The sequence below is a fragment of the Hymenobacter psoromatis genome (assembly GCA_001596155.1).
Lineage (GTDB): Bacteria > Bacteroidota > Bacteroidia > Cytophagales > Hymenobacteraceae > Hymenobacter.
In genome coordinates this window covers 1,509,547-1,534,797 of the sequence record CP014771.1, presented here as the reverse complement: position 1 = coordinate 1,534,797, position 25,251 = coordinate 1,509,547, and the positions used below count along the sequence as shown (strand labels likewise).

General features: G+C 63.6%; 19 protein-coding genes. 12 read left to right on the top strand and 7 right to left on the bottom strand.

From position 1 onward, the window contains the following. Positions 1–17: 17 nt before the first annotated feature. From A0257_06555 to A0257_06540, 4 genes are all read left to right on the top strand, one after another. On the top strand, positions 18–2,744 hold the full coding sequence (locus A0257_06555; GenBank protein AMR26804.1) for a glycogen debranching protein: 2,727 nt from the start codon (positions 18–20) through the stop codon (positions 2,742–2,744). A gap of 79 nt (positions 2,745–2,823) precedes the next feature. After that, entirely contained in the window at positions 2,824–3,081 is a 258-nt protein-coding gene (locus A0257_06550) for a hypothetical protein (protein AMR26803.1), read from the top strand. Positions 3,082–3,554: 473 nt separating this feature from the next. Next, positions 3,555–4,187, top strand: coding sequence for an ABC transporter permease (locus tag A0257_06545; protein ID AMR29647.1), 633 nt, complete (start codon positions 3,555–3,557; stop codon positions 4,185–4,187). Between the two features lie 104 nt (positions 4,188–4,291). Further along, the gene (locus A0257_06540) at positions 4,292–5,542 is read left to right on the top strand and encodes a serine/threonine protein phosphatase (GenBank protein AMR26802.1); all 1,251 of its coding nucleotides are present in this window, start codon (positions 4,292–4,294) and stop codon (positions 5,540–5,542) included. A 59-nt stretch (positions 5,543–5,601) separates the two neighbouring features. Here the strand turns inward: A0257_06540 and A0257_06535 are convergent, their stop codons facing one another. Both A0257_06535 and A0257_06530 read right to left on the bottom strand, forming a co-directional pair. After that, on the bottom strand, positions 5,602–7,041 hold the full coding sequence (locus tag A0257_06535; protein AMR26801.1) for a hypothetical protein: 1,440 nt from the start codon (positions 7,039–7,041) through the stop codon (positions 5,602–5,604). Positions 7,042–7,198: 157 nt separating this feature from the next. After that, positions 7,199–8,272 carry a hypothetical protein gene (locus A0257_06530; GenBank protein ID AMR26800.1) on the bottom strand — a complete coding sequence of 358 codons (1,074 nt, stop codon included), beginning with the start codon at positions 8,270–8,272 and terminating at the stop codon, positions 7,199–7,201. Positions 8,273–8,441: 169 nt separating this feature from the next. Here A0257_06530 and A0257_06525 point away from each other — a divergent pair, with 169 nt between their 5' ends. The 4 genes from A0257_06525 (at position 8,442) to A0257_06510 (ending at position 12,942) form a co-directional block, all read left to right on the top strand. Further along, entirely contained in the window at positions 8,442–9,839 is a 1,398-nt protein-coding gene (locus tag A0257_06525; GenBank protein AMR26799.1) for a hypothetical protein, read from the top strand. A 23-nt stretch (positions 9,840–9,862) separates the two neighbouring features. Continuing rightward, positions 9,863–10,795 (top strand): hypothetical protein, encoded by a 933-nt coding sequence (locus tag A0257_06520; GenBank protein ID AMR26798.1) that lies wholly within the window; start codon positions 9,863–9,865, stop codon positions 10,793–10,795. Positions 10,796–10,833: 38 nt separating this feature from the next. After that, positions 10,834–11,985, top strand: a complete 1,152-nt coding sequence (locus tag A0257_06515; protein ID AMR26797.1) for a hypothetical protein — start codon at positions 10,834–10,836, stop codon at positions 11,983–11,985. Between the two features lie 399 nt (positions 11,986–12,384). Further along, positions 12,385–12,942 carry a hypothetical protein gene (locus A0257_06510; protein AMR26796.1) on the top strand — a complete coding sequence of 186 codons (558 nt, stop codon included), beginning with the start codon at positions 12,385–12,387 and terminating at the stop codon, positions 12,940–12,942. A gap of 15 nt (positions 12,943–12,957) precedes the next feature. Here the strand turns inward: A0257_06510 and A0257_06505 are convergent, their stop codons facing one another. After that, complete coding sequence (locus A0257_06505; protein ID AMR26795.1) at positions 12,958–13,407, bottom strand: hypothetical protein; 450 nt, start codon at positions 13,405–13,407, stop codon at positions 12,958–12,960. Positions 13,408–13,675: 268 nt separating this feature from the next. On the opposite strand from A0257_06505, the gene A0257_06500 reads away from it, so the two are divergent. Both A0257_06500 and A0257_06495 read left to right on the top strand, forming a co-directional pair. Continuing rightward, the gene (locus A0257_06500) at positions 13,676–13,933 is read left to right on the top strand and encodes a restriction endonuclease (protein ID AMR29646.1); all 258 of its coding nucleotides are present in this window, start codon (positions 13,676–13,678) and stop codon (positions 13,931–13,933) included. 50 nt (positions 13,934–13,983) lie between these two features. Then, positions 13,984–15,075: a hypothetical protein gene (locus A0257_06495; GenBank protein ID AMR26794.1), complete on the top strand. Its 1,092-nt coding sequence runs from the start codon at positions 13,984–13,986 to the stop codon at positions 15,073–15,075. 384 nt (positions 15,076–15,459) lie between these two features. On the opposite strand, the gene A0257_06490 is transcribed toward A0257_06495, so the two are convergent. The 3 genes from A0257_06490 to A0257_06480 all read right to left on the bottom strand — a co-directional run bounded on the left by A0257_06490 (position 15,460) and on the right by A0257_06480 (position 21,585). Then, the gene (locus tag A0257_06490) at positions 15,460–19,197 is read right to left on the bottom strand and encodes a hypothetical protein (protein AMR26793.1); all 3,738 of its coding nucleotides are present in this window, start codon (positions 19,195–19,197) and stop codon (positions 15,460–15,462) included. A gap of 138 nt (positions 19,198–19,335) precedes the next feature. After that, positions 19,336–19,857, bottom strand: a complete 522-nt coding sequence (locus A0257_06485; GenBank protein ID AMR26792.1) for a hypothetical protein — start codon at positions 19,855–19,857, stop codon at positions 19,336–19,338. Positions 19,858–20,322: 465 nt separating this feature from the next. After that, positions 20,323–21,585 carry a hypothetical protein gene (locus A0257_06480; GenBank protein ID AMR26791.1) on the bottom strand — a complete coding sequence of 421 codons (1,263 nt, stop codon included), beginning with the start codon at positions 21,583–21,585 and terminating at the stop codon, positions 20,323–20,325. A 288-nt stretch (positions 21,586–21,873) separates the two neighbouring features. Here A0257_06480 and A0257_06475 point away from each other — a divergent pair, with 288 nt between their 5' ends. Both A0257_06475 and A0257_06470 read left to right on the top strand, forming a co-directional pair. Then, complete coding sequence (locus A0257_06475; protein ID AMR26790.1) at positions 21,874–22,263, top strand: hypothetical protein; 390 nt, start codon at positions 21,874–21,876, stop codon at positions 22,261–22,263. A 234-nt stretch (positions 22,264–22,497) separates the two neighbouring features. Then, positions 22,498–22,845: a hypothetical protein gene (locus tag A0257_06470; protein AMR26789.1), complete on the top strand. Its 348-nt coding sequence runs from the start codon at positions 22,498–22,500 to the stop codon at positions 22,843–22,845. A 171-nt stretch (positions 22,846–23,016) separates the two neighbouring features. On the opposite strand, the gene A0257_06465 is transcribed toward A0257_06470, so the two are convergent. Further along, entirely contained in the window at positions 23,017–24,909 is a 1,893-nt protein-coding gene (locus tag A0257_06465; GenBank protein AMR26788.1) for a heat-shock protein Hsp70, read from the bottom strand. Positions 24,910–25,251 lie beyond the last annotated feature (342 nt).

The window sequence follows — 25,251 nt, the reverse complement described above, 5'->3', positions numbered from 1 at the left end:
GCTATAATCTTCTCAAAATGAATTACGAAGTTGCTGCCCTGCTGCTAGCCAGCGGCCTGCTGCTGGCCAGCTGCCAGTCGAAGCCTGGCACCGGCGAAACTGCCGAAGCCCCGGCCGGAGCCGTGTGGCATTCCGATGCCTACACGCTGTACCGCGACAGCGTGACGCAGGGCACCAATCACGCCCGCGCCCTTTTGCCCACGGCCCTCACGTCGAACTACCGCAGCCCGGCCAACGAGACGCAGAGCCCGCTTATCACCTTCAAATTCAGCCTCAACGGCAAGGACAACGAGCTGCTGCCCGGCCAGAACAACACGTTTCTGGCCCTATCCTCCGCCGCCGGCACCACGCTCGAAACGCCCGTTATCGTCTTCGGCCAACGCTCCGTGGACCCCCGGCCCGTGCCCGGCGGCGTGTACCTGTCCCCCAATATGCCCCTGAAAATTCGGCTGGACCTGCGGCCGGTGTTGGACGCGTTCAAAAAGCAAGGCTTTTACACCACTTATAAGGGTGAAAAGCTTTATAAACAAGACTTTAAAAAGGTGTTCGTGGCCGGCGAGCAGGCCCCGCTGAGCTGGGATTTTGACAACCTCGTGAACAAGCCCGAGCTGGAAATGCACGACCCTGACGGCGACGGCATCTACGAGGTGACGCTGACGCTCAACGCGCCGGCCACTGCCAAAACTACTGCCCAGCAGTGGCAAAAAGCTCTCAAAACCGACGATTTTCCGCAGTATAAATCGGACTATCCGCTGGCCGACGCGCTCTACAACCTGGCCCTGGAAGAAGCCCGCCGCGCCGTGGAGCCCGACAGCACTTTTCGCACCGGCAAGGAGTGGGCGGGCGTCTGGACGCGCGACATCAGCTACTCTATTATCCTGGCGCAGGCCACGTTGCAGCCGCGTTCGGCCATGAAAAGCCTGCTGCGCAAGGTGAGCCCCGAGGGCCGCATCATCCAGGACACGGGCACCGGCGGGGCCTACCCCTGCTCCACCGACCGGGTTATCTGGGCCGTGGCGGCTTGGGAAATCTACAAGGTAACCGGCGACGCGGCCTGGCTGAATAAAGTGTACCCGATTATCCAGCACTCGCTGGCCGACGACGCGCAAAACGTGTACGACCCCACCACCGGCCTGGCGCGCGGCGAGTCGTCGTTTCTAGACTGGCGCGAGCAGACCTACCCTCGCTGGATGCAGCCGGCCGACATCTACGAGAGTGAAAACCTAGGCACCAACGCCGTTCATTTTCAGGCCAATACCGTGCTGACGCTCATGGCCCGGCAGCTCGGCCACGCCGACGTGGCCGCACAGCACGAGCAAACGGCCGCCCGGCTGAAAACCGCTATTAACGAACACTTATGGCAGGAAAAGGCGGGCTATTATGCGCAGTATCGCTACGGCCGGCTGTTTCCGGTGCTCTCGCCGCGCGCCGAGGCGCTGGGCGAGGCGCTGAGCGTGTACTTCGGCGTGGCGGAGGGGACGCGGGCGCAGCAAGTGGTGGCCAGCACGCCGACCGTACCCTTCGGCATCTCGTGCATCTACCCGCAGATTCCCGGCATTCCGCCCTATCACAACGACGCCGTGTGGCCCTTCGTGCAGAGTTTCTGGGCGCTGGCCGCCGCCAGGGCCGGCAACGAGGCCTCGCTTACGGAAAGCATCGCCGCCATCTACCGTCCAGCGGCATTATTTCTGACCAATAAAGAGAACTTCGTGGCCGGCAATGGCGACTTCGCGGGCACCCAAATCAACAGCAGCAACATGCTCTGGAGCTTGTCGGGCAGCTTGGGTTTGGTGTATAAAATCCTGTTTGGGATGCACTACGAAGCCGACCGACTGGTGTTCCAGCCCTTCGTGCCGCAGGCGTTCCAGGGCCGCCGCTCGCTCACCAATTTCAAGTACCGAAAAGCGGTGCTGGATATTGATTTGCAAGGCTTTGGCAATATGATAAAAACAATTACCCTCGATGGCCAAGAGCTGGCCGGCGCGGCCGTGCCGGCCACGCTCACCGGCCGCCACCAGGTGCGCATTGTGCTCAGCAGCCAGGCCCCGGCCGCGGCCAAAGTCAACCGCGTCGCTAACGCCTACTCGCCTGAAACACCGCAGGTGACTTTCGCCAACGGCCACCTCAGCTGGCCCGCCATCAAAGACGCCCAAACTTACCGCGTGCTACTGAATGGTCAGCCCGTGAACGCCACCGGCGCGCTCACCTACGCCGTGCCGGCCGATGGCCCAGTCTATGCTGATTATCAGGTAGTAGCCATCGATAGCAAGGGCCTGGAGTCGTTCGCCAGCGAGCCGCTGGCCGTGGCCGCGACCACTACAGAGGTGCAGCTCGAAACCGTAGCCCCGGCCGCCGCCTACCCCTACAAAGGTTTCAGCGGCAAGGGTTTTGTGGAAACGAGCACCACTAAAAATACCGTCCTTCGCATCCCGGTGACGGTGGCTGAGGATGGTATCTACGCCGTGGATTTTCGCTACGCCAACGGCAACGGTCCCATCAACACCAATAACAGGTGCGCCATTCGCACGCTGCGCAACGGCCCTACCCAGCTCGGCATCCTCGTGCTGCCCCAGCGCGGCGTGGAGGAATGGTCGAATTGGGGCTTTACCAACGCCGTGCGGGTGCATTTGCCCAAAGGCACGACTACCCTCACCCTCGCCTACGAGCCGGCCAATACCAACATGAACGGCGCCGTGAACCAGGCCATGCTCGACTACCTGCGCCTGCGAAGGGTAGGCAAGTAAAATCTCCTGTCATTGCTTCGCAGGCTCGCCATGACAGCTATGACAAGACAGCCAGGGTTTGTTCCTACTTTTGCTCTCCATGACGGACGCTGAATTTGACCTGCTTGACGAACTATATTTCGTAACGCCATTTCGGGTATTGCTCGAAAAAACCGGCCGGCCCGCCGCCGAGCTCCTCCCGGTGCTGGGCCACCTGCTGGAGCGCGGCCTGGTGCGCTACTACTGGCCCGACCCCGACACTGAGCTGGCCTACGAGCCCACCTCGTTCGGCGCGCTGGGCCAGGATGCCAGCTACCTGGCCTCGAAAGAGGGCTTGCTGCAACACAACACCCGCTAGCCGTGGCCGCCGCGCCCCTGGCCCCCGTCGGCTACGACCCCGAAGCCGTGCCCGGCGGCCTCGACTCGGCGGTGGTGGTGCCGCCCCCGGTGCGCACGCCCGGCTACTACGTGCGCCAGCGCCTGTGGGCCAACCGACCGGCGGTGGCCGGCCTGGCCTTCATTGGCCTGTGCGCGCTGGTGGCGCTGCTCGGCTACTGGGTGTTGCCCGACAATTCGCCCGATGCCAACAACGGCCTGGTGCAGCTGCAAAAGCAGCCGCCCGGCTTCGTGGCCGCCATCCGCCAGCAGCCCGACCCGAATGCCCTACCCCCCGGCAACGCTCTGGAGATGTGGCTGCACGGCCGCCCCCCGCAGCTCAAGGACGAGGTTGCTGCTCCCACCCATTCACCCATTCACCCATTCATTTATTCACTAACCCGCCACTATTGGCTGGGCACCGACAAGGCCGGGCGCGACGAGCTGAGCCGGTTGCTGCTGGGCACGCGTATCTCGCTGGGCATCGGGCTGGTGGCGGTGCTCATCTCGTTGGCGCTGGGCGTGGGGGTAGGGGCCGTGGCCGGCTACTTCGGCGGCTGGATAGACAGCGTGCTGCTGGGCTTGATGACGGTGGTTTGGAGCATTCCCGGCATTATGCTGGTGATTGGCATTTCGCTAGCGCTGGATAGTAAGGGTGTGTGGGTCAGCTTCGTAGCGGTGGGCCTGACTATGTGGGTCGATGTGGCGCGGGTGGTGCGCGGGCAGGTGCTGGGGCTGCGCTCGGCCACGTTTATTGAGGCGGGGCGGGTGTTGGGGCTGCCCACCTGGCGGCTCATCTTCGTGCACCTGCTGCCCAATCTGCGCGGGCCGCTCATCGTGCTGGCTACCAGTAATTTCGCGGCCGCAATTCTGCTGGAGGCGGGCCTGAGCTTTCTGGGGCTGGGCGTGCAGCCGCCCGCGCCCAGCTGGGGCCTCATGGTGAAGGAGGGCTACGACCTGCTCGGCACCGAGGCCGGCCTGTGGCTAACTGCTTTACCTGGACTGGCCATCAGCTTATTAGTGCTGAGTTTTAATGTGCTGGGCAATGGCCTGCGCGATGCCTTCGACCCCAAAACGCAGCTGACTTAGAACAGTGGTACGAAAGTTGGTCGGCCGGGCGTATTATTGTGGTTGTCGCTGCCTTTTCAGCCGCCCTTCCTATTACCGAATCACTACTCTTTCGCGCTGCTTTTATGCCCCAAACCGCTGAAGTCGCGGGCCTCGAAAAACGCCTTTTCCTAAAGGAGCGGGAGCTGGGGGCGCTGCTGGAAATTACGCAAGCCATCACCCACGACTCGCTGGAGGCTGATTTATACAAGATTTACCAGTTCACGCTGATTGGGCAGCTGGGGGTGCGCCGGCTGGCGCTCTACGTGCTGGAGGAAGGCGCTTTCAAGCTGAAAATAAACTTCGGCACCGCCCTACCCCCCGATGCGCATCTGATGCCCGCCGAGGTGGCGCACTGGTGCCCCAATGCGCCTTGCCCCGTGCAGAGCCTCGGCCTGGGGCCGGCCTGGCAGCAGTTTGAGCTGCTGGTGCCGGTGCGCCGCCGCGATAGCGTGCAGGCGCTGGTGTTCGTGGGCACCGTGCAGGGCGACTACGCCAGCAGCGAGGCTCTGTCGTTTCTGGAAACGCTGAGCAACATTCTGCTCGGGGCCGTGGCCAACCTGCGCCTGGCCCGCCAGCGCGAAGCGCTGCTGGTGGCCGAAGCTGCTACGCGCCGCGAAATCGAGATTGCCCAGCAGGTGCAGCAGCTGCTGTTTCCGCAGCACCTGCCCAACAATGCCCACTATGCCCTGCACGCCACCTACCAGCCGCACACGGAGGTGGGCGGCGACTACTACGACGTGGTGGAGATTGACGCCCACCGCCTGCTTGTGTGCGTGGCCGACGTGAGCGGCAAGGGCGTGCCCGCCTCGCTGCTGATGTCCAACTTCCAGGCGGGGCTGCGCACGCTGCTGCGCCAGGGCACCAACCTGGCCACCACGGTGCGCGAGCTAAATTACCTGCTGTTTCGCAATTCGGGCGGCGAGAAGTTCATCACGGCTTTCCTGGCCATCTACGACCGCCGCACGCGGGTGCTGGAATACGTGAACGCCGGCCACAACGACCCGCTGCTGCTGCCCGATGTTGGCCCGCCCCAGCTGCTGCACGACGGCACCGTGATGCTGGGCATCATGGACGAGCTGCCCATGCTCAAGGTGGGCCTGACGACCATGCCGCCGCGCTCGCTGCTCTTCGCCTACACCGACGGCCTCACGGAAGTGTTTAATAATCAGCAGGAAGAGTTTGGCGAAGCCGGCGTGTTGCGCGCCCTCACCCGCAACCGCTACCTGCCCCTGCCCGGCCTGCACCAGGAGCTGCTGCGCTGCATTCACGAGTTCAACGCCGACGACGACCGCTTCGCCGACGACGTGACGATGCTGAGCTTGCGGGTGAAGTAGGGGGGTAGGGGGTGAATAATCGTTTGTCATTGCCGCGCTGCGCTCGCAATGACAAACGATTACCCTACTATCTCATCATTAACCTCTAACCACGTTTCACTGCGAATGAGCATCGCCAGCGCCACAAAAAAGACCGAGCCGATTTTATCAACTTCTATCAACTCATTGAGAGACAAGTGAAAGAGGATAATTACCAGCGATAAGCTCACGGCCAGCACCACCCGGCGCACCTCGGGCCGCCCGGCGCTGGCGTGGTAGAGGCGCTCGGCCGTGAGCAGGGCCGTGGCCACCAGCGCGCAAAAGAGCAGGAAGCCCGGAATACCCTGCTCGGCCAGCGTGAGCAGGAAGTAGTTGTGGGCCGTGGACTGCTCGAAGTTCTGACTGACGTAGGTGCGGAAGCTCGACACCGTGTAGCGCTTATACTCGGGGTAGAACGTGGCCGGGCCGCTGCCTACCAGGGGCTTATCGGCAATCATGCGGGCGGCCGCCACCCAGCGGTATACCCGCTCCATGCCCGACACGTCTTCCAGGGTATAGGTTGATTCGAGGTGGGCCTGGAGGTTGTTGCCGTGCCAGATGGTCTTCTCGTAGTCGGGGGCGAAGCGCATGAAGTTGTCGCCGTGCACGAAGTACGCCATGCCGCCCGCCGCCGCTAGCGCCATTCCCAGCAGCATTACCCGCATGAGGCGCAGCCGCACCACCCAATAAAAAATGCCCGCCACCGGCAGCGACAGCCACGAGGCGCGGGTGTACGACACAATCAATCCAACTAGCAGCAGGCCGCTTGCCACCCACCACATGCGCCGCCGCAGGGGGGTAGGGGCCTGCCGCGCCAGCCCCCAGGCCAGCGGCAGCAGCAAGGCCAGCACGGTGGCATACGTAACGTGGTTGCGGTAGAAAGGCTGAATGGCCCAGTTGGTGCGCGCAAAGCTGAAGCCGGTGCTGGCGTGGCGCGGCAGCACCCAAGCCAGCGACACCGCCGCCGCCACCACGTAGCAAGCCGCCAGCCGCCAGAAGTCAGCGGGCCGGCGCACCAGCAGCAGGCTGCCCAGCAGAAACGGCACCAAGTACCAGCACTTGGCCAGCACGTACTTAAAGGACCGGGTCTGATTGACGGAAAAGCAGATATCCAGCGCTGCCCACACCAGCATGAGCACCGGCAGCACCAGCAGCGGGTGCCGCCACTCGCGGCGCGTGAGCTGCCTCCAGCTGCCCGGCCCCAGCAGCAGCGCCAGCGGCACGCAGCCCAGCAGCAGCAGCATGAGCGGCTCGGAGGGCACATCCATGCTCAGGCCGCCGGGCAGCTTGATTTCGTGCGAAAAGGGCAGCGTCAGAAATAAAAAATAATACAGCCACTGCCAGCGCAGCAGCAGCATCCCTACTCCCAACACGCCCAGCGCGGGCAGCAGCAGCATCGGCTGCTGCCGTAGCCCCGCCAGCGCCCCGCCCGCCAGCAGCAAGCCCACAAACCCCACAAACAGCCATTGGCTGGCATCCACGGGGCGTAGGCGAAGCAGAAGTTGACGCATGGGTAATTGAGTAATTGGGATGGGGTAGTATTGTCATGGCGAGCCTGCGAAGCAATCTTTCCTAATCAGTCGCGAACGTCCTCAAGGCGTGAAGGAAAGATTGCTTCGCAGGCTCGCAAGGACAACACTACCCCCTGCTCACTGGTCGGCGGTATAATTCCAGCAGCAGAATGCAAAAGCTACACAGCGCGAGCGTCAGCAGCATGGAGCCCAGCACGATAACCGCGCGGAAGGGCTTGCTCTTGCGGGTGGCGGGGTAGGCTTTCTGAATTTGATAGAGCGACGAAACGCGGCTGGTGAGCGAGGTTTCGGCCTGCTCATAAGCGGCCTGCGAGCCCACGAAGCGGCCCTGCAGGTCGGCCAGGTGGGCGGTGAGCAGCTTCACCGAGTCGAGGCCCTGGTTCCAGCCTTCGAGGTTGATGACGTTGCCGCCCTCGGCGCGGGTGTGGGTGAGGCCGCTCAGGGCCCGGCGCAGGCCAGCTGCGCTGCCAGGGCCGCCGCCTTCGGCCACGCGCAGCTCCTTTTCAGTTTCGATAACGGTCTTGGTGAGGTAGCGCTCCTGCTGCTCCAGGCCAAACACGCCGTAGCGGCGGCGCGCGGCCACGAGCTGCTGCCGGGTGCGGGTGAAGCTGCGGCCCAGCTGCGCCGAGCGCTGCCGGTACAGCTCCAGCACGTTGCGGCGGTTTCCAAGGGTAAGCTGCTGGTTCACCGAGTCGATGGCCGCCACCATCGCATTGGCCACGGCCGCCGCCAGCTTCTTATCGTAGTCCTGAAACGTAAGCTCGATGGCGTCGCGCTCGTTGTGCACAATGCTCAGGTTGCTGTTAAACTCGCCCAGCACTGCGTTTTCCACCACATCGGAGCCCGGCTGGCCGGCGTTGTAGTGCTGGTAGAAGTTGAAGCGCTTAATCATCAGCTCGGCCAGGGGTAGCGACTGGCCAATGGTGAGCACGCGGTCTAGGTCTTCGGAGCGGGCACCCACTTCCAGCTTCGAGCCCTCCACCAGGCGGTCGGGGTCGGTGCTCTGGGGCGAGGTGGGTAGGAAAATGGCCGTGGAGCTATAAATATTGGGCAATGTCCAGGCTACTATAGCACTCACCACGGCGGCCAGGCCCACGGCCAGGGCCAGCAGATATTTCCAACGGTGAAAAATGGCCCGCAGGCCAGCAGCGGAGAAGGGGGGTAGCAAATCGGGCGACATAGAAGCGGAAAAGAGGCCCACCGTGGGCCGAAGCTTGGCGCGGCAACGGGCAAAGATAAACCGCTGCCCGCCCTGGCCCTGCTTTACCTTTGCGTTTTCATTTTGCCTACCTCACGGGCCGCTGCCCGCCTGCCGCATCAAACGCTTTTTTGGAAATATCAGTCTGGCCGTGGCCCTGAGCCTGTTGGTGAAGCCCGGCTGGGTGGTGGTGGAAAGCCTGGTGCAGGACCGCATCGGCCACGTCGCCTTCGGCACGTTCACGGCCCTTTCTTCGCTGGCGCTCATCCTCGTCACGCTCTCCGATATGGGCCTGACGCACTACAGCGTGAAGCGCCTGGCCGCCGAGCCGACGTATTTGGCCACGCACTTTCCGACCATCCTGCCCCTGCGCGGGCTGCTCAACGGGGTAGCCCTGCTGGTGCTGCTGGCGCTGGGCCGCCTGCTGGGCTATGGGGGGGCGCAGCTGGGGCTACTGGCCGCCATCGGCGCTGGCCTGCTGCTGACGCAATACGGGCAGTTTTTGCGGGGCACCTTCCAGGCGCACCAGCAATTCAATACTGACGCCTTGCTCTCGGTAGTTGAAAAAGTGCTGTTGCTGGCCCTGGTGCTGGTCTTGCTGCCGACGGGGCTCTCGCTTTGGGCCTACGTGGGGGTCCGCCTGGTGGCGGCGGCCTTCACGGCCGCCCTCCTCTACGGGCTGATGACGTATCTGTTTGGGCGGGTGCGCTACCGCTGGCACTGGGGCCAGGCGCGCCAAGTAGTGCGCGAAGCCCTGCCCTTCGCACTCATTACGCTGCTCTACGGGGCCAACGAGCGGGTCGATATGGTGATGCTGGAGCGACTGGCTTCACCGGTCGAGGCCAGCTACTACGCCGGTGCCTACCGCTGGGTTGATGCCGTGATGATGTATGTCTGGACGCTGATGCCACTGTTTTTTGCCCGCTTCGCGGCGGCCCTGCACAGCCCCTCCGAGCAGCAGGCGCTGCTCTGGTTCGGGCAGCGGGTCGTAACCTTGCCGCTGCTGCTGGCTTGCGCGTTCGTACTGTTTCGGGGCGAGTTGCTGTTCTGGCAATTCACGCACAGCACTCCCGCCCAGTTGGCGGTGATGACGAGTTGCCTCAAGATTTTATTTCTTAACGTGTTGATACAAGCTTTTTTTGCTATTTACAGCGCCTTGCTCAATAGCACGCACTACGTGGGCATTGTCAGCCGGTTCGTGGCCGGTAGCCTGGCGCTCAACGTGGGGCTGAACCTGCTGCTGCTGCCGCATTACGGGGCCTTGGCGGCCGCCTGGAACACGCTGCTGTGTGCGGCCCTGGTGGCGGCCGGCTACCTGTGGCTGGTGCATCACCGGGCGCAGGTGGCCGTGCCGTGGGGCTGGCTGGGCCGGCTAAGCCTGGCCTTCGGGCTGCTCTGCGCCGTTTGGTACGGCTTGCAGCACCTGCTGGCGCTACCTTGGTTGCTGGAAAGCGCCCTGGCCACGGCAGCCTTCGCGGGCATCAGTCTGGCGCTGGGGCTGGTGCCGCTGGCCGAGATTCGGGCCTTTATCCGACCAGCCAAAGCCTGAGTTGGCTGTTTTTTTCTACTCCTATGTTGCCCTCCTTTCCCCTGGTAAATGCTGAGTTACTGCGGTCTTTACGGCGCGTCGAGCAGTTAGCAGCGCTGCCCAAACTAGGGCGGCTACTGCGGCGGCCGGGACCATATATCTACGCCATTGGGTTTCGGCTCCTGCGCTACTCCCGCACCAAGCGGGGCGTAGCCCGGCAAACGCGCACCTTTTTTGACGCGCCCATGACCGTGGTGCTACCCGCCGGCACCGACATTTATCTGACCGGGGGTAAGTCGCACGACTCCGAAATTCGACTGGCCCGCTTCCTGATTCAGCACCTCGCGCCGGGCGACGTGTTCGCGGACGTAGGCGCGCACTTCGGCTATTTTTCCCTGCTGGCGGCCCGTCTCGTGGGGGAAGCCGGGCAGGTGTTGGCCTTTGAAGCCTCGCGGGCTACCTATGCGGTGCTGGCGGCCAATGTGGCCGCCGTACCCGCCGTGCGCGCCCGACACTGCGCCGTGTCCGACGCGCCGGGGCAGTTGGCATTCTACGAGTTTCCGGTGCATTATAATGAATACAACTCGCTCAGTATCGAGCAGTTTGCCCAGGAAAAATGGTTTCAAAACGAGCCTGCGACCAGGATTGAAGTGCCCGCCATTACCCTCGATAGCTGCTTCGCGGCCCCCGCGCCCCCCCCGGATATTATTAAAATTGACGTAGAAGGCGCTGAGTTTCAGGTCGTTAGCGGTGCCACAGAACTGCTGCGCCGCGCGGCCCCGGTCGTGGTGCTTGAATACCTGGAGCCCAAGCGCCATAACGCCGCGCACCGGCAGGCTGCGGCGCTCCTGGCAGCGCTGAACTACCAGCCCCACCGCATCAGTGCCGAGGGCCGGCTCATCGCCTGCCCCGACCTCGATGCCTATCTTCAGGCAAGCGGCATCGATTCAGATAATTTTGTTTTCGTAAAGGCGTAGCTGCCGCATTTTTTCTCCTGCCCTACCTGCTGGCCACTTTGCACCTCGCCGTCACGACCCGCTTTCTGCTCCCCGGCGGCCACCTCGAAGGGCTGGGTCGCTACACCTTCGAAACGCTGAGCTGCCTGGTGCGGCAGCATCCCGAATGCACGTTTCACTTCCTCTTTGACCGGCAATATGACCCGCGCTACCTGCTGGCGCCCAACGTAGTGCCGCACGTGCTAGCCCCGCCGGCCCGCCACGTGCTGCTGCTGGTGGCCTGGTACGAAGTAGCCGTGGCCCGGTGGCTGCGGCAGCACCGGCCCGCCGTGCTGCTCTCGCCCGAAGGCTTCACGGTGCTCAATACGCGGGTGCCGCGCGTGCTGGTGCTGCACGACCTGGCCTACCTGCACCGCCCGCAGGACGTGAGCGGCCTGGTGCGGCGCTACTATGCCTGGTTTTTGCCACGCTGGGCCCGCGCCGCCGCGCAGCTGGTGGCCGTGTCTGATGCCACGCGGCAGGACGTGGCCCGGCACTACGGGCTGCCCCCCGCCAGTATCCGGGTGGCACCCAACGCCCCGGCCGCGCACTTCGCGCCCCAAACGGCCGCCCAGCAAGCCGCCACGCGGGCGCGCTTCAGCCAGGGGCAGCCGTATTTTCTGTTTGTCGGGGCGTTGCAGCCGCGCAAGAATCTGGCAAATCTGCTGCGAGCCTTCGGGCAGTTCCGGGCCGCGGGGGGGGGTAGGGCGGCCGAAGTGCGCCTGCTGCTGGTGGGCCGCGAGGCCTGGCAAACGGGTCCCATCTTCGAGGCCTATCAGCAGCTGCCGCCCGCCGTGCGGGCCGCCGTGCAGTTTACGGGCCGCGTGAGCGAGGCCGACCTGGCGGCCCTCTACGCGGCGGCGCTGGCCACCGCCTACGTGCCCTTTTTCGAGGGCTTTGGCCTGCCCGTAATAGAAGCCCAGGCCAGCGGCTGCCCGGTGCTCACCTCTAATCTATCGTCCTTGCCCGAGGTGTCGGGCGGGCCGGCCGCTGCCGTGCTCTGCGACCCGCACCAGCCGGCCGCCATCGCCGAGGGCCTGCGCCAGCTGGCGCACGATGAGGCCCTGCGCGCCCGCCTGCGCACCGCCGGCCTGGCCAACGCCGCCCGCTACAGCTGGGCTCATAGTGCCGCAGTGCTATGGCAGGCAGTGGTAGCAGTGACTAATTTTTAATGACAAGTGACTAATGACGAGTGACTAATGACTAATGTCCAATGTGAAATAGGGTACGAAAAGAACGTCATTGTGAGCTTGCAGAATGTCATTCCGAGCTTGCAGAACGTCATTCCGAGCTTGCCGAGGAATCTCGCTCGCATCGTGGAACGAGGCCCGAACGACCGCGCGCGAGATTCCTCGGCAAGCTCGGAATGACGTGCTGCAAGCTCGGAATGACGTTTTACAAGCCCGGAAGAACGTTCTACAAGCTCACAATGACGTTCTTTTTCGCATCTTACCTCGTAACGAGTCTAATTTGCGCCCCCAATTCTGGCAGACCGCGATTAGTCACTCGTCATTAATCACTCGTCACTAAAATTTATGGCTCGTCCGCACCCATACCATTTTGCTTGCACGATGCTGCCCCAGCTGGTATGGCGCCGCCCGGCCGCCGTGCGCCGCGAGCTAACCGACCCGCTGCTGGCCCGCGAGCTGCTGCTCTACATCTGGGACAAAGCCGCCGAAAGCCTACCCCCCCGCGAGCGCGTGCCGCCGCGCGGCCTGCACCTGAGCTGGCACCGGGTGGCCGGGCGGGCCACCGCCCTGCTCCAATTGCCGTCGCCGCAGGCCACCGGTGAGGCGCACCTCGTCGCCATCGTGTACGAGCAAGCCGAGCTGGACCCCAACGACCACTCGCGCATTCCCGACGAGGATGAGGAAGACGACGACCCCGACGCCGAGCCCGATGACGCGGTGCCACGCTATTTTTTGCTCGAAGCCACCCTGGGCCGCAGCCCCGACGAAGCCGGCACGCCCACCGTGCTCGGCGAGCTACGCGGCGAGCACCACCGCCACCACGCCGCCGGCCCGCCCGCAGGCCGGCCCGACACCGCCGGACGCTTCCTGCAAGCCCTGGCCGACCTGCTGGGCCCCTTGCCCGATGACGTGCCCTTTATGCGTGTCGTGCGGGAGTAGCGGCCCCAAGCGGCATTACTCCTTCTTGCCAATTACCGTCACGTCGTTGCCCACTTCCGGGAAAGTGAAGTGGCCACTCACGGCCTTTTTGCCATTTACGCGGCACTCCCAGGTGTAGCGGCCCGGCGCGGGCTGCGCGGACAGGCCCTGCAGATTTTTGAAATATTCGGGGTCGCTGGGCTCGGTCGGAAACAGGATGTCGAGGCCACTCTCGCCCTTGGGCACTTGCTTGGTAAGCATAAAATCCTGCCCGGTGCGCTCGCTGGTTACAATGAATACGGCCGTGTAGCCGCCCAACGCATTATACTTGTCGAGCACCCCAAGCTTGATGTAGGGGGTAGTCGATACCATCCAGGTTTGGGCCTTGGCCGTGGGGGCCGCCAGCGAAAGTGCTACTAACAAAGTGCCCCCGGCGAGCGGCCGCAGCCAAGTGGGGATAGGGAACGGAGTAAAAAACAAGGCCATCGTAAAAAAATTATAATTTTGAAAGAATAAATGATGAAATTGATTTGCTGGTACTTAAATGTTGGTAAACGGGGGTCAAGATAAGGATGCTGCTTGCAAGCGCGCAAATTTTAGCAATAAAAAATTATTTTAAGTACTCCCAATAGCTACGCAATAGGTTTATTTATCATTCGTTTTATCCTAAATAATGCGCTGTCGTCAACAACGCCAGCAGGCTGACGCCGAAGCTACTGCCCGCGCCTGCCCGGCAGCTGCTACCAGTTGCAGCCTGTGCCAGCGCACGGTGCAACACACCACCCGCCACCACCTGGTGCCTCGCGAAGAGGGCGGGCGCTACGGCGCCACCGTCGAGCTGTGCCAGCCCTGCCACAGCAGCGTCCACCGTTTTTTAAGCAACCGCGAGCTGGCGCGCCAATATCCCACCGTGGAGGCTCTGCGCGCCGCCGAAGCCCTGCAAGGCTACCTCGGCTGGATTCGTAAAAACAAAGTGGAGAAAATCTGTAACCGGCGGGGCGGCAGGGAGTAATGACGAGTGACTAATAACAACTGCTTAAGTGTAAAAAAAGTCGTAAAACAATGATTGAAAGCGTGTTAAATAACCAACCGGAGCGGTATTTCGTGCCGTTTGGGCAGTTGCGGCGGCAGCCCACGATAGTGGTGGACAGCACCGGGCTAGGCGCGGCCCTCACGCTGGCGCACTGGCGCGCGGCCCCTACCCCCCTCGTTCTGCGCGACGATACCAGCGCCGGCTCGTGCCTGCGCGCCCTGCGCGCACCCGCCACGCCGGGCCTGGCAGCGCAGGCCGTCACGGCCAACCACTTCGATATTGACGGCTTCGTGGGCGTGTGGGCGCTGCTAAACCCCGAGCTGGCGCTGGCCCAGGAAGAAATGCTGCGCCTGGTGGCCACGCTGGGCGATTTTCGTGAAATCGACTGGCAACACCCGCTGGCCGACCACGCCCTGCAGCTGGCCTGCTGGCTGAGCGCGGAGGAGAAAATGCGCTTCTACGAGCCCTTTGGCGCGCCCGCCCGGCGGCGGCGCGAAGATGAAGCCTCGGCCGAAAAATTTGCCTGGTTTCTGCCGCGCTTCGCGGAAATCCTGCTGAACCCGGAAGCCGGCCGCGCCGCCTGGCAGCCCGAATATGAGCGGGTGAAAACCGCCGTGGCCGCGCTGCAAAGCCCGCTCACGCAGCGCACCAACTACCCCGAAATTGGCCTGGTGGTCGTTCGCACGCCCGAGCCGGTGCCGTATTACGCCTTATTTGGCCCCACGGCGGGCCTCGACTGGGTGCTGAGTTTATACGATGGCCAGCGCTACGAAGTGGAATGCAAATACACCACCTGGATTGACCTGGCTAGCCGGCCCACGCTGCCGCGCCTACCCCTGCCCGCGCTCGCTAACCGTCTCAACGAGTTGGAAACGAGCAACTACCGCTGGGCTGCCGACCCGCTCACCGATACCGGCCCGCTACTGCGCCTGGCCGGCCGCCGCCTCTCCAAAGCCGAGCGCTACGCCGACCCCGACGGCCGGCCCATCTACGCTTCCAGCCTGGCACCGGGGGTAGTAGAAGCGGAAGTGGTGGCCTTTTTGGCAAAAGGCTACGCCGGCGTTCAGCTCAAAAAATACTGGACTTGGGCCGAGGTGCGGGCGGTGAGTAATGAGCAGTGAGCGATGAAGGAACGTTATGCTGACGAAGGAAGCATCTCTACCGCATCGTTGAACGATTGATTTACTACCCCACGCGAGATGCTTCGGCAAGCTCAGCATGACGTTCCTTTTACTTTTCAAGTACGCTAGTTAAAGCTATGCCCTTTAGGGCAAGACTTTAGTTGCTACTCACTTTTGCCGGTCTTGTTCAGGCAAGGCTGTTTAATTTTTGATTGTCAGTTAGTTATTGCTATTTGCTCAATGACCGACGCCAGCGTTTAGCCAGCAGAATTTTATTCTAAAGCGACCCACTTTCAGTGGCTTCTTTCAGTCGGCTTTAGCCGAAACCGCCGAATTCCATTCGCTTTCAAACCTATGGACTTACAGTCCATAGTCGTTTAGTCACTATTTCACCACTTCACGGCTCACCTCGCAGCTGGTTTCGGTGCCTACTACGTCCACCACGCGCACGGTGCTGTTGCCGCCGGCACCGGGCTGCACCCGAATCTGGGTGCCGATGCGCTCCTTGAGGTCGGCCACGTGCGAGATGATGCCAATCATCTTGCCCGAATGCTGAAGGCGTTCCAGGGCGTCGAGGGCCGTGTTGAGCGAGTCGGGGTCAAGCGTGCCGAAGCCCTCGTCGATAAACAAGGATTCGATGCGCGCCTTGTAGCCGGCTAATTCGCTCAGGCCCAGCGCCAGCGCCAGGCTAACCAGGAAGCTTTCGCCACCCGAAAGCGAGGCCATTGGGCGCTTGCTGTCGGCTTGGTCGTGGTCGATTATTTGCAGCTCCAGGTCCTGGTTCGGGGTTTTCAGAATGGAATAGCGGTTGGTGAGCTGGCGCAGGCGCAGGTTGGCCAGGCGGGCCAGGTGGCTGAGCGTCAGGCCCTGCGCAAAGCGGCTAAACTTATCGCCCTTGGCCGAGCCAATTTGCTCGGCCAGGTCCTGCCAGCGCTGCTCTTCCTGCCGGCGCGCTTGCAGCTCGCGCAGGCCTTCGGCCAGCTGCTGGCGGGCACTATCATCCTGCACCAGCTGGTTGCTGACGGCTCCCAATTTCTGCTGCAAAATATCGTCGGCATTGGAGAGCGTGGTGAGCTGGGCCGTGAGCTCGGCCGCGCGGAGGGGGGTAAGGCCGGCCTCGGCGTGGTGCTGCTGCTCGGCGGTGAGGTCGGCCAGGCGGCGGTCGGCGGCCGCAGTTGCCGTAAGGTGCTCCTGGCGGCGCTGGTGCAGGCGCTCGGCCTCGGCGGGGGGTAGCAGCAGCGCCCGCGCCTCGGCGGCGGTGGCAAAGCCGGCGGCGGCCAGGGCGGCGGCCAGCTCGGTCTGGCGCTCATCGTGCGCCGTGCGGTCGGTGGTCAGCTGGTCTTGCAGCGCCGCGTGGGCGCTCTGCCCGATAGCCAGCGCCTGCCGCTGCTGGGCGTGGTGGGCCTGGGCGAGCCGCTCGGCTTCGGCCAGCTGCTGGGTGAGGCGGCGCAGCTGCTCGGTTTCGGCGGCGGGGTCGGAGCCGGCGTAGTGGGCCAGGCGGGCGGCCTGCTGCTCGTCCAGGGCCAACTGCTCGGCGTCGAGCAAGTCTTTATCGGCCGCCAGCTGTTGCTGCCGGTTTTGCAATTCTTCGCCCTTGGCTTTGTGCTGCACGCGGCTTTCCAGCAGCTTATCGCGCCCTTCGGCCAGCGCCGCGCGGCGCGCTTCGTAGGTGGCCGCGCGTTCGGCCAGCGTGGCCAGCACGCCGTCGTAGGGCGGCCGGGCGGGCAGCGCCAGCTGGTGAGGCCGCAAGATTTCCCGAATAGTGCTTTGGTAGATTTCGGCCTGTTCGCGCTCGTGCTCCAGGTCGGCGGCCAGCTGGCGCAGCTCCTGCGCGGTGGTGTCCTGGCGCTGGGTTAGCAGGCGCATTTCGCCCTGCGCATCGGTAGCTTCCTTGCCAGCAGCCAAATATTTTTCGCGCAAAACGGCCAGCTTCTCATCCAGCTCGGCGAGCCGGCGGCGGTCAGTTACGGCCGTATTTTGGGCCTGGGCCGCATCAAGGAGCAGCGCGCGCACGGCGGCCGGGTCGGCCGGCGCGGGGGGGGTAGGGGCCAGGGCGGCGGCCAGCTCCTGGGCCTGGCGGCGGGCCGCGTCGGCGGCATCAAGCGCTTCTTGCTGCTGCTGCTGGCGCTGCTGCTGCTCGGTCTGGCGGCGCGTGAGGTCCTGGGCGGCGGCGCGCAGCTCCTCTTCGAGGTTAGCCAGGGCTTTTTGCTGCCGCATCACGCGCAGCTCCTGCGCGTCGGCATCGGGGGCAAAATCGGCGGCAAATGCGTGTTCCAGCGCGCCGCACAGCGGGCACGGCTGGCCCGCTTGCAAGTGCTGGCGGTGGGCGTTGAGGTCGGCCAGGGCCTGCTGGGCGCGCAGCTCGCGCCGGTAGCTTTCCAGCAGCTCCTGCCCATCGGTACGCCGGGTTTCGAGGTGGCCCACGGCAGTAGTGGCCGTGGTCAGGGACGGCGCTTCTGCCTGGATGTGAGCAGCTAAGTCCGCCGCCCGCGCCTGCCGCTCGTGGGCCGCTTCGGCCTTGGGCAGCAGCTGTTGCAGGCCTTGCAAGTGGGCGGTGAGGTCGTCGGCGCGCTGGGCCAGATTGGCGGGGGTAGTGTCGCGCAGTAGCGCGTCGCGCTCGGTGCGGCAGGGCTGGCCCTCGTCCTTAATAGCTTGCTGGCGGGCGCTGGCCTCGGTTTCGAGCTGCTGCTGGCGGCTAAAGTCGGCGGCCGCAAGGCGTTGATTTTTAAGTAATTCTCCCCGGCGCGCCTCACGGGTCGCCACCTCGCGCTGGGCTCCTTGCAAGTCGATAATTTCTCGGCCTAGCTCGTTGAGCTGGCTTTTCAGGTCAATTTCGTGGCTGTGGTCAATGAGCCAGCTATCCAGCGTGGTCTGCTGGTCGGCCAGCCCTTGCAGCGCGCGTGCCTGGTCATCCCAGGCCGCCTGCGCCCGCTGGTGCGCGCCGAAATTTTGGGCGTGGGCCGTCTGCTTTTTACTCAGCTCCTGGCGCGTGATAACCAGGGCCGCGTCCTGGTCGCGGGCGCTTTCCAGAATCGGGCGCCGGTCGTTTTCCTTGGTTTGAGCGGTGAGGTGGGCGTCAGCGGCGGCGTCTGAGGCCGTGGCGGCGGTCTCGGCGGCGGCCGTCAGGTGGGGCAGGTCATCCGCTAACCGGGTTAGCTGCCCGGTGCCGCGCTCCAGGGTTTGCCGGGCCACTTCGGCTAGGGCGAGGGGGGTAGCAAGCTCTTGGGCATTGGCGCGCTCGTGGCCGGCCAGCCGCACGAATTCGGGCTGCAAAGTACTTTCGGCCAGCCGCAGGCTTTCCACCTCGCGGGTCGTGTCGCGCAGCTGCTTATCGAGCTGGTCCAGGATGGTGCGCCAAGTCAGACCCACGGTCAGCTCCTGCTGCTCCAGGTGGTGGTCTTCGGCCTGCTGGTGCAGGGCGTCGAGCTGAGTTTCGAGGGCCGCGCGCTCTTCGTCAGGCAGCAGGCGGGTCGCGTCGAGGCGGGCGGCCAGCAGCTCGGTCGCCTGCTTTTCGGCCTTAGCTTTCTCAAACGCCGCCACCGACAGCCGCGAGTAGATGCCCACGTTGGTCATCTTTTCGAGCAGGGCGCTGCGCTCGGGCTCCGGCGCGTGCAGGAAGCGTGCGAATTTGCCCTGGCTCAGCAAAACGGCCTGCTCAAACTGCCCAAAATCGAGCCCCGAAAGCTCACTTACCTTGTCGGGCACCGCCACCTTGCCACTCAAAAACGTCTGGCCGGAAGCGCTCAGCGCCAGCGTCATCGCGTCCTGGTTGAGGCCGCCTTTGTCCTTGCCCCGCGTCTTGCGCTTGATTTCCCAGCGCGAGCGGTAGCGCACCCGGCAGGTCAGGCCGGTGTCGGGGTTGGTTTCATGCACTTCAAACTCCACTTCCGAAAAAGCGTCGTCGGCGTGGCGGCTCACCATCTCGCCCACCTGGCGGTCGTGGCGCGGCACCCGGCCATACAGGCCCACCGCGATGGCATCGAGCAGCGTGCTTTTGCCCGCGCCCGTCGGCCCCGTAATGGCAAACAAGCCCGTGTCGGCCAGCGGCGCCGCGTCGAAGCGAATCAGGTAAGGACCCGGCAGCGAGTTGAGGTTGGCAAAGCGCAGGCTGATAATCTTCATTTCCTAGCTGTTAGCTTTTAGCGGGTAGCCTGTAGCTTTCGTTTTAGTGAATTCCCCGGCCAAAGCCGGTACCTAAAAGTACGCTCGCCCCCGCGCAGTTGGCGGAGGCGGGCGGGGGTAGGGCGGAGGCCGGGCGCGCTAGTTGGCGGGCGCAGTGGGGGTAGTAGCCTGCTGGCGGCGCGCGTCTTCGGCCAGGTAATAGGCCATTTCCTGCTGGTAAGGCGATAGGTTGAAGCCCGGTTTGGCGCGGGCCACGCTTATGACCGCAGTCTGGATGGCGGCCCGCTGCCCGGCCGTGCACACGGTGCCCGCGGGGCTGGCCAGCATGGCGGCGTGGCATTGTTCGAGCTGCGTTTCGAGGTCGGTGATTTGGGCGGCAGCCTGCTTGGGTAGCTTGTCGGCCAGAGTGCGATGCATCACCAGCTCGGCGGGTTCCGCCGTGCCAACGCGCTCGGTTGCTTTGCTATCGGCAACCTCTTTGTCGGCGGCAGCTTGCTGAGCCGCTTTTTGCTCCGGCGTTAGCTTGGGTTGCAGCGCCAGGCGGGTTCCCAGCCCCAGGCCCGCCCCAAGTAAATTGACCAGTGGCCCCACCTGTGCCTGCGCCGGATGCACCGCACTCAGGCCAATCGCCAGGGCCACGGAAAGTGCCAATTTTTTCATGTTAAAATAATGATTGAGCGTTATAAATGAATGGAGAATACAAAACTTCGGTAAGATATACCCATCCCGAAGTGGGACTCTGCTTCCGCCCAATTTTCGCAACTAATTTCCTGATGAATATATAAAAAATATAGGACTTATGCAAAATACGTCTGTCATTGCGAGCGAAGCGCGGCAATAGCACCAGAACGACTGGCGCGGGTGTCGTTCTGGTGCGATTGCCGCGCTTTGCTCGCAATGACAGACGATTTGCGTAAGTCCTAAAATAGAATATTATCTGGCATAAGCTGTCTGGTGACCCAAAACCCCGCATTTGCAGTCCTCACGCAGGGCGTTGCGAAAAAGCGCGTCACTGCGGGCCTGCCGAGAAATCCCGCTCGTGGCCGTTCGGGCTTCGTTCCACTATGCGAGCGAGATTCGTCGGCAAGCTCGGAATGACGTTCTTATAAATTCCCGAACAGCTACTTATGCTGCGTCGCCACCCCAGGCCTGCGGGTCGGCCTCGGCCAGCAGCTGGCGCAGCTCTTGGAAGGTGGCCGTGAGGGCCGCCGCCCGCTCGGGGGGTAGGCCCGCCACGCGGCGGCCAAAAACCTCCTCCACCGTCAATTCGTGCAGGTGCTCGATGGGCGCGGCAGCCTCGGCCGCCAGGCCGGGCGCGTCAGTGAGGCGCTGGTGGCGCGCGCCGCGCGGGGCCAGCACGTGGGCGCTGCGCTCCTTCAGCACGGCCTGCACGCGGCGCTGCACCTCGGCGGGCGACTCGTCGGAGCGCACCAGCACGTCGGCCCAGGCCACCAGGCTAAAGGCTTCGTTATCAAAAGCTAAAATTGCGGCTTCCACCTCCTCCAGCTCGCCATGAAAGCGCTGCAAGCGGCGCGCCACCGGCACGGCCAGCGCCGTGATAACGGGCGGCCCCGCGCCCGCGAAGTCCAGCAGCAGCACCTGCTGCTTGTCGTCGGCCTCGGTGAAGGAGAGCGGCACCGGCGAGCCCGAGTAGCGGATGCGCGCCTGCCCGCCCACGACTTGCGGCCGGTGCAAATGGCCCAGCGCCACGTAGTCGAAGGCGGCCGGGAAGTGCTCGGCGGCTATCACGCCCAGTCCACCGATGTGCACGTCGCGCTCGGCCCCCTCGCGGGCCTCGCCGCCGGCCGCATAGAGGTGGCCGGTGGCCAGCACCGGCACGTCCTGCTCGCGCAGGCCGCGCACTAAGTCGTGCTCGCTCAGTAGCTTATAGTGGCCCGCGATGCTGTCGCGCACGCGCAGTTGGCGCTCGTCGGGCGTTTCGCCGGCCACGGCCAGGCGCAGGTCGCGGTCGCGCAAAAAGGGCACGGCGCACACCACCAGCCCGGCGCGGCCATCGGGGCCGGCCAGCGTGATAATCTGCTCGGCCGGGTCGGCGGGCACGCCCCCAATCACGTGGATGCGCAGCGCCCGCAGCAGCCGTCGGCTGGCGTTGAGCAGGGTGGGGGAGTCGTGGTTGCCGCCCACCACCACGATGTCGCGGCAGCCGGTGCCCTGCATCCGCACTAAAAAATCGTAGTATAGCTCTTGGGCCGCATGCGAGGGGGTAGTAGTGTCGAACACGTCGCCGGCCAGCACCAGCGCCCCTACCCCCTCGGCCTGCACCGTAGTCAGCAGCCAGTCGAGAAAGGCGCGCTGCTCGGTCAGGCGTTCGTGGCCGGTGAGAAAATGCTGGCCCAGGTGCCAGTCGGCGGTGTGCAGTACGCGCATAGAATCGGAAAGGAAGCCGCAAAATTACCACTCGCCCGCGCGCGGCGCGCGCCAGGCTCCCGGAGAAGTTCAACAAGCTGAGGATGAGTATTCTTTGCGATTGTAATCGTTTGCGCCAACTGCCTGATAACAAAAAATATACCGGCCCCGAAAGACGAGTTCGCACTTGCCCAACGCGGGGCCTTTACTGAAAATTCACGTTCGCGCCGAGCCTCATTCCGTATAACGGCGCTCGCAACCGTCCTACCCCCAGTCGGGCGGTCAATGTTCAACCAGCTTATACTCTGTATGAAAACCCGCAATTTCTTGGGAGCCGCCCTGCTGGGCCTGGCTTACAGCTTTTCGGCCAATGCCCAGGTGGCAGTGCCCAGCGCCACGCCCATGCCTGCCACGCCCGGCGGCGTGGCCGCGCCCATCGGCACCGGGACCGTCGCGCCGGGCGTGCCGGGGGCCACTACGGGCGTGTTGCCCTCCGGGGGAGTAGCTCCGAGCGGTGCCGCGGTGCCCCTGGGCACTACGACTACCAGCCCAACGGGTGGCACGCTGTATAGCAGCCCGCTGCCCACCAACACGCATGCGGGCACCATGTCAACTACCCCAGGCGCTGCCACGCCGGGCAGCACCACGCGGCGCACCACTACCGGCCGACGCACTTCGACCACCAAGGCTCGTCCGTAAGGACGGTTTTTAACACCAAAAAGCCTGGCTACTCAGCAAGTAGCCAGGCTTTTTGGTGTAGTTTTTAATTCACTGAATACCTTCATAGCCGGCCGGCCCAGCGAACAGAGAAATTATTTTGCCTCCTTACAGGTCGAGGGTTTACCGGATTAGTCCCTCATCCGTAAAAGCGGATAACTACTGGTCCGGCCTACACCCGGCCTACCCACCCACTCCTGGCTTAGCCGCTTACTTATGAAAATACAGATTCTCTTTGGAGCCGCCCTGCTGGGACTGGCCAGCTTTATCCCGGCCCGTGCCCAAACGCCGGCAGCCGGCAGCCGGCCAACCGCGTCGCCGGTCCCCAGCACCGCGCCGCGCACCATCATGGTTAACCCCGTGCCAACCAGCGCCACGTCCCCCACCTCGCCCGAAACGGCCCGGCCTTTATATACCAACGGGGTGCCGGCCCGCGATGTCGATGCTGGCCCGCAACACATCAACCGGCTCTACGGGGGTAAGGCGGCCGTGTCGGGCTCTTACAACACGCGTAGTATTAACCGCAAGCGTAGTACTACCACGACTACCGCCACCCAGCCCTAAAACGCTTACTACACCTTTAGTAGGGTGCGGGGCTTGCCCCCGCCCGTCGCCGAACGAAACAACTGCGAATCGTGCAACGACGGGCGGGGGCAAGCCCCGCACCCTACACGGCAAAGCCCTTGGTTGCTGCGAAGCGGCCAGGGGCTTTGCCGTGAAAAGAGGGGGGTAAGGCTAGCCGATTTGCTTGCCGCTCATGGCCTGCTTGATGGAAATATTCATTACGCGCTCGGCGAAGGGGCGGGTCTGCTCATCCAGCTCGTCCATGCGCTTGAGAATCAGGTCGCGGTTGTTGCCGGTGAGGGCCTGGCGAAGCGCGTCGGTGTGGCCGGTGGTGGTGGCTACCTCGGCGGGTTCCAGGTGCTCGGCGTTCTTCTTTAGGAAGCGCCCGACCTGGTAGAGCAGCTGCTCGGCGGCGGTGCGGGCCTCGATGAGCAGGCGGGCGGCCACGTCCTGCTTGGCGTTGAGGAGCGAGTCCATCAGCATCTGCTCCACCTGGTCGTCGGTGAGGCCGTATTGGGGCTTGATATCAACTTGCTGCCGGGTGTTGGAGCGCAGCTCCACGGCCTCCACGCGCAGAATGCCATCGGCGTTGAGAAAGAAATTAACGTCAATCTTGGGCAGGCCGGCGGGCATGGCTGGGATGCCGCTGAGCACGAATTCGCCCAGCTTACGATTTTCGCTAACTAAGTCACGCTCACCCTGATAGACGCCAATTTTCAAATTTACCTGCCCGTCCACGCTGGTCGTATACTGGCGGCCGGCCTTGGTCGGAATCTTGGAATTGCGCGGAATAATAGCGTCCATGAGCCCGCCCAGCGTTTCGATGCCCAGCGTGAGCGGCGTCACGTCGAGCAGCAGCACGTCGCGCCGGTTGCCGGCCAGAATATCAGCCTGAATGGCCGCGCCCAGCGCCACTACCTCATCCGGGTTAAGCGAATTATTAGCCGGCTGGCCGAAGAATTTCGACACTTCTTCCTGCACCAGCGGCACCCGCGTGGAGCCGCCCACCAGCAGCACGGCGTCGATTTTGGCGGTGGCGGACTGGCCGTCGGTGGTCAGCTTGGCGTCGCTGAGGGCGAGGCGGCAGGCGTCGATGGTGCGCGCCACGAGCGGCGCGATGAGGGCGTTGAATGCTGCCTTGGTCAGCGTCACGGCAAACACATTTTCTTCGCTGTCAAGCAGTTGGGTCGTGAAATCGTCGTGCTGGCTGAGGTAGCGCTTGGCCATTTCGGCGGCCAGGCGCAGCTGTTGCCGCTGGCCCGGCACCGACCGAAACGAGGGGGGTAGGGAAGCCCGCGCCACCCAGTGCTCGCCAATGGCGCGGTCCATGTCGTCGCCGCCCAGCCAGGTGTCGCCGTGGGTGCTTAGCACCTCAAAAATGCCCTGGTGCAGCCGCAGGATGCTCACGTCGAAGGTGCCGCCGCCGAGGTCATACACGGCCACGGTTTTTTCCTCTTCGGGATCGAGGCCGATGCCGTAGGCCAGGGCGGCGGCGGTGGGCTCGTTCACGATGCGCAGCACCTCCAGGCCGGCCAGGCGGCCGGCGTCGCGGGTGGCCTGGCGCTGCGAGTCGTTAAAATACGCCGGCACCGTAATCACGGCGCGGCGCACCGGCGTTTTAAGCGCGTGCTCGGCGCGCTGGCGCAGCTCGCGCAGAATGTCGGCCGACAGCTCGATGGGCGAATAAAACCGCTCGCCCACCCGCACCTTCACCAAGCCTTCGGAGTCGTCGTCGATGACCTTGTAGCCGAGCTGGCCGGCGTGCTCGCCCAGGTCGCGGTAGCTTTTGCCCAGCAGGCGCTTTACTGAATAAATGGTGTGGGCGGGGTCCGAAAGCAGGAAATCCTGGGCGTCGGTGCCCACCAGCGGTGAGCTGCCATCGGCTGGGAAATGCACCACCGACGGCACGATGGTGCCCCGGCCCAGGTCGTTGATGGCGGCCGGCTGGCGGGTTTCGGGATGCACGTAGGCCACGAGGCTGTTGGTGGTGCCCAGGTCGATACCCACGATGAGTTCTTCCTGCTGAATGGCGCCAGTGGCGAGGTTGATGGCAACTTTAGCCATAAGGAATGGGGGAGGGAAGCGGGCGGCTAAAAATAAATTAACAAGTATGCGCGCCAAAAGGCCCGGCAAAAGTAGCCTCACGGGCCGGCGGGCTGCGTTGGCCGCCGCGTGGCAGGCTGGCCAACGCACAAAAATCTGACATTATGGAAGATAATCAGGACCGGCGGGCCGGGTAGCGCGTGCGTTTAACCAGAACCCTAAAATAACTGTCATTCGATTGTTTATCAAAGATTTATGAATGATATACCTTTTCGAGACTCCTGCTTGTATTTCTCGAAGTAATTCCACATATTCCTCGCTCGATTGCTATCTTCCCTATTCCACGAAAAAACTGCTTACTCG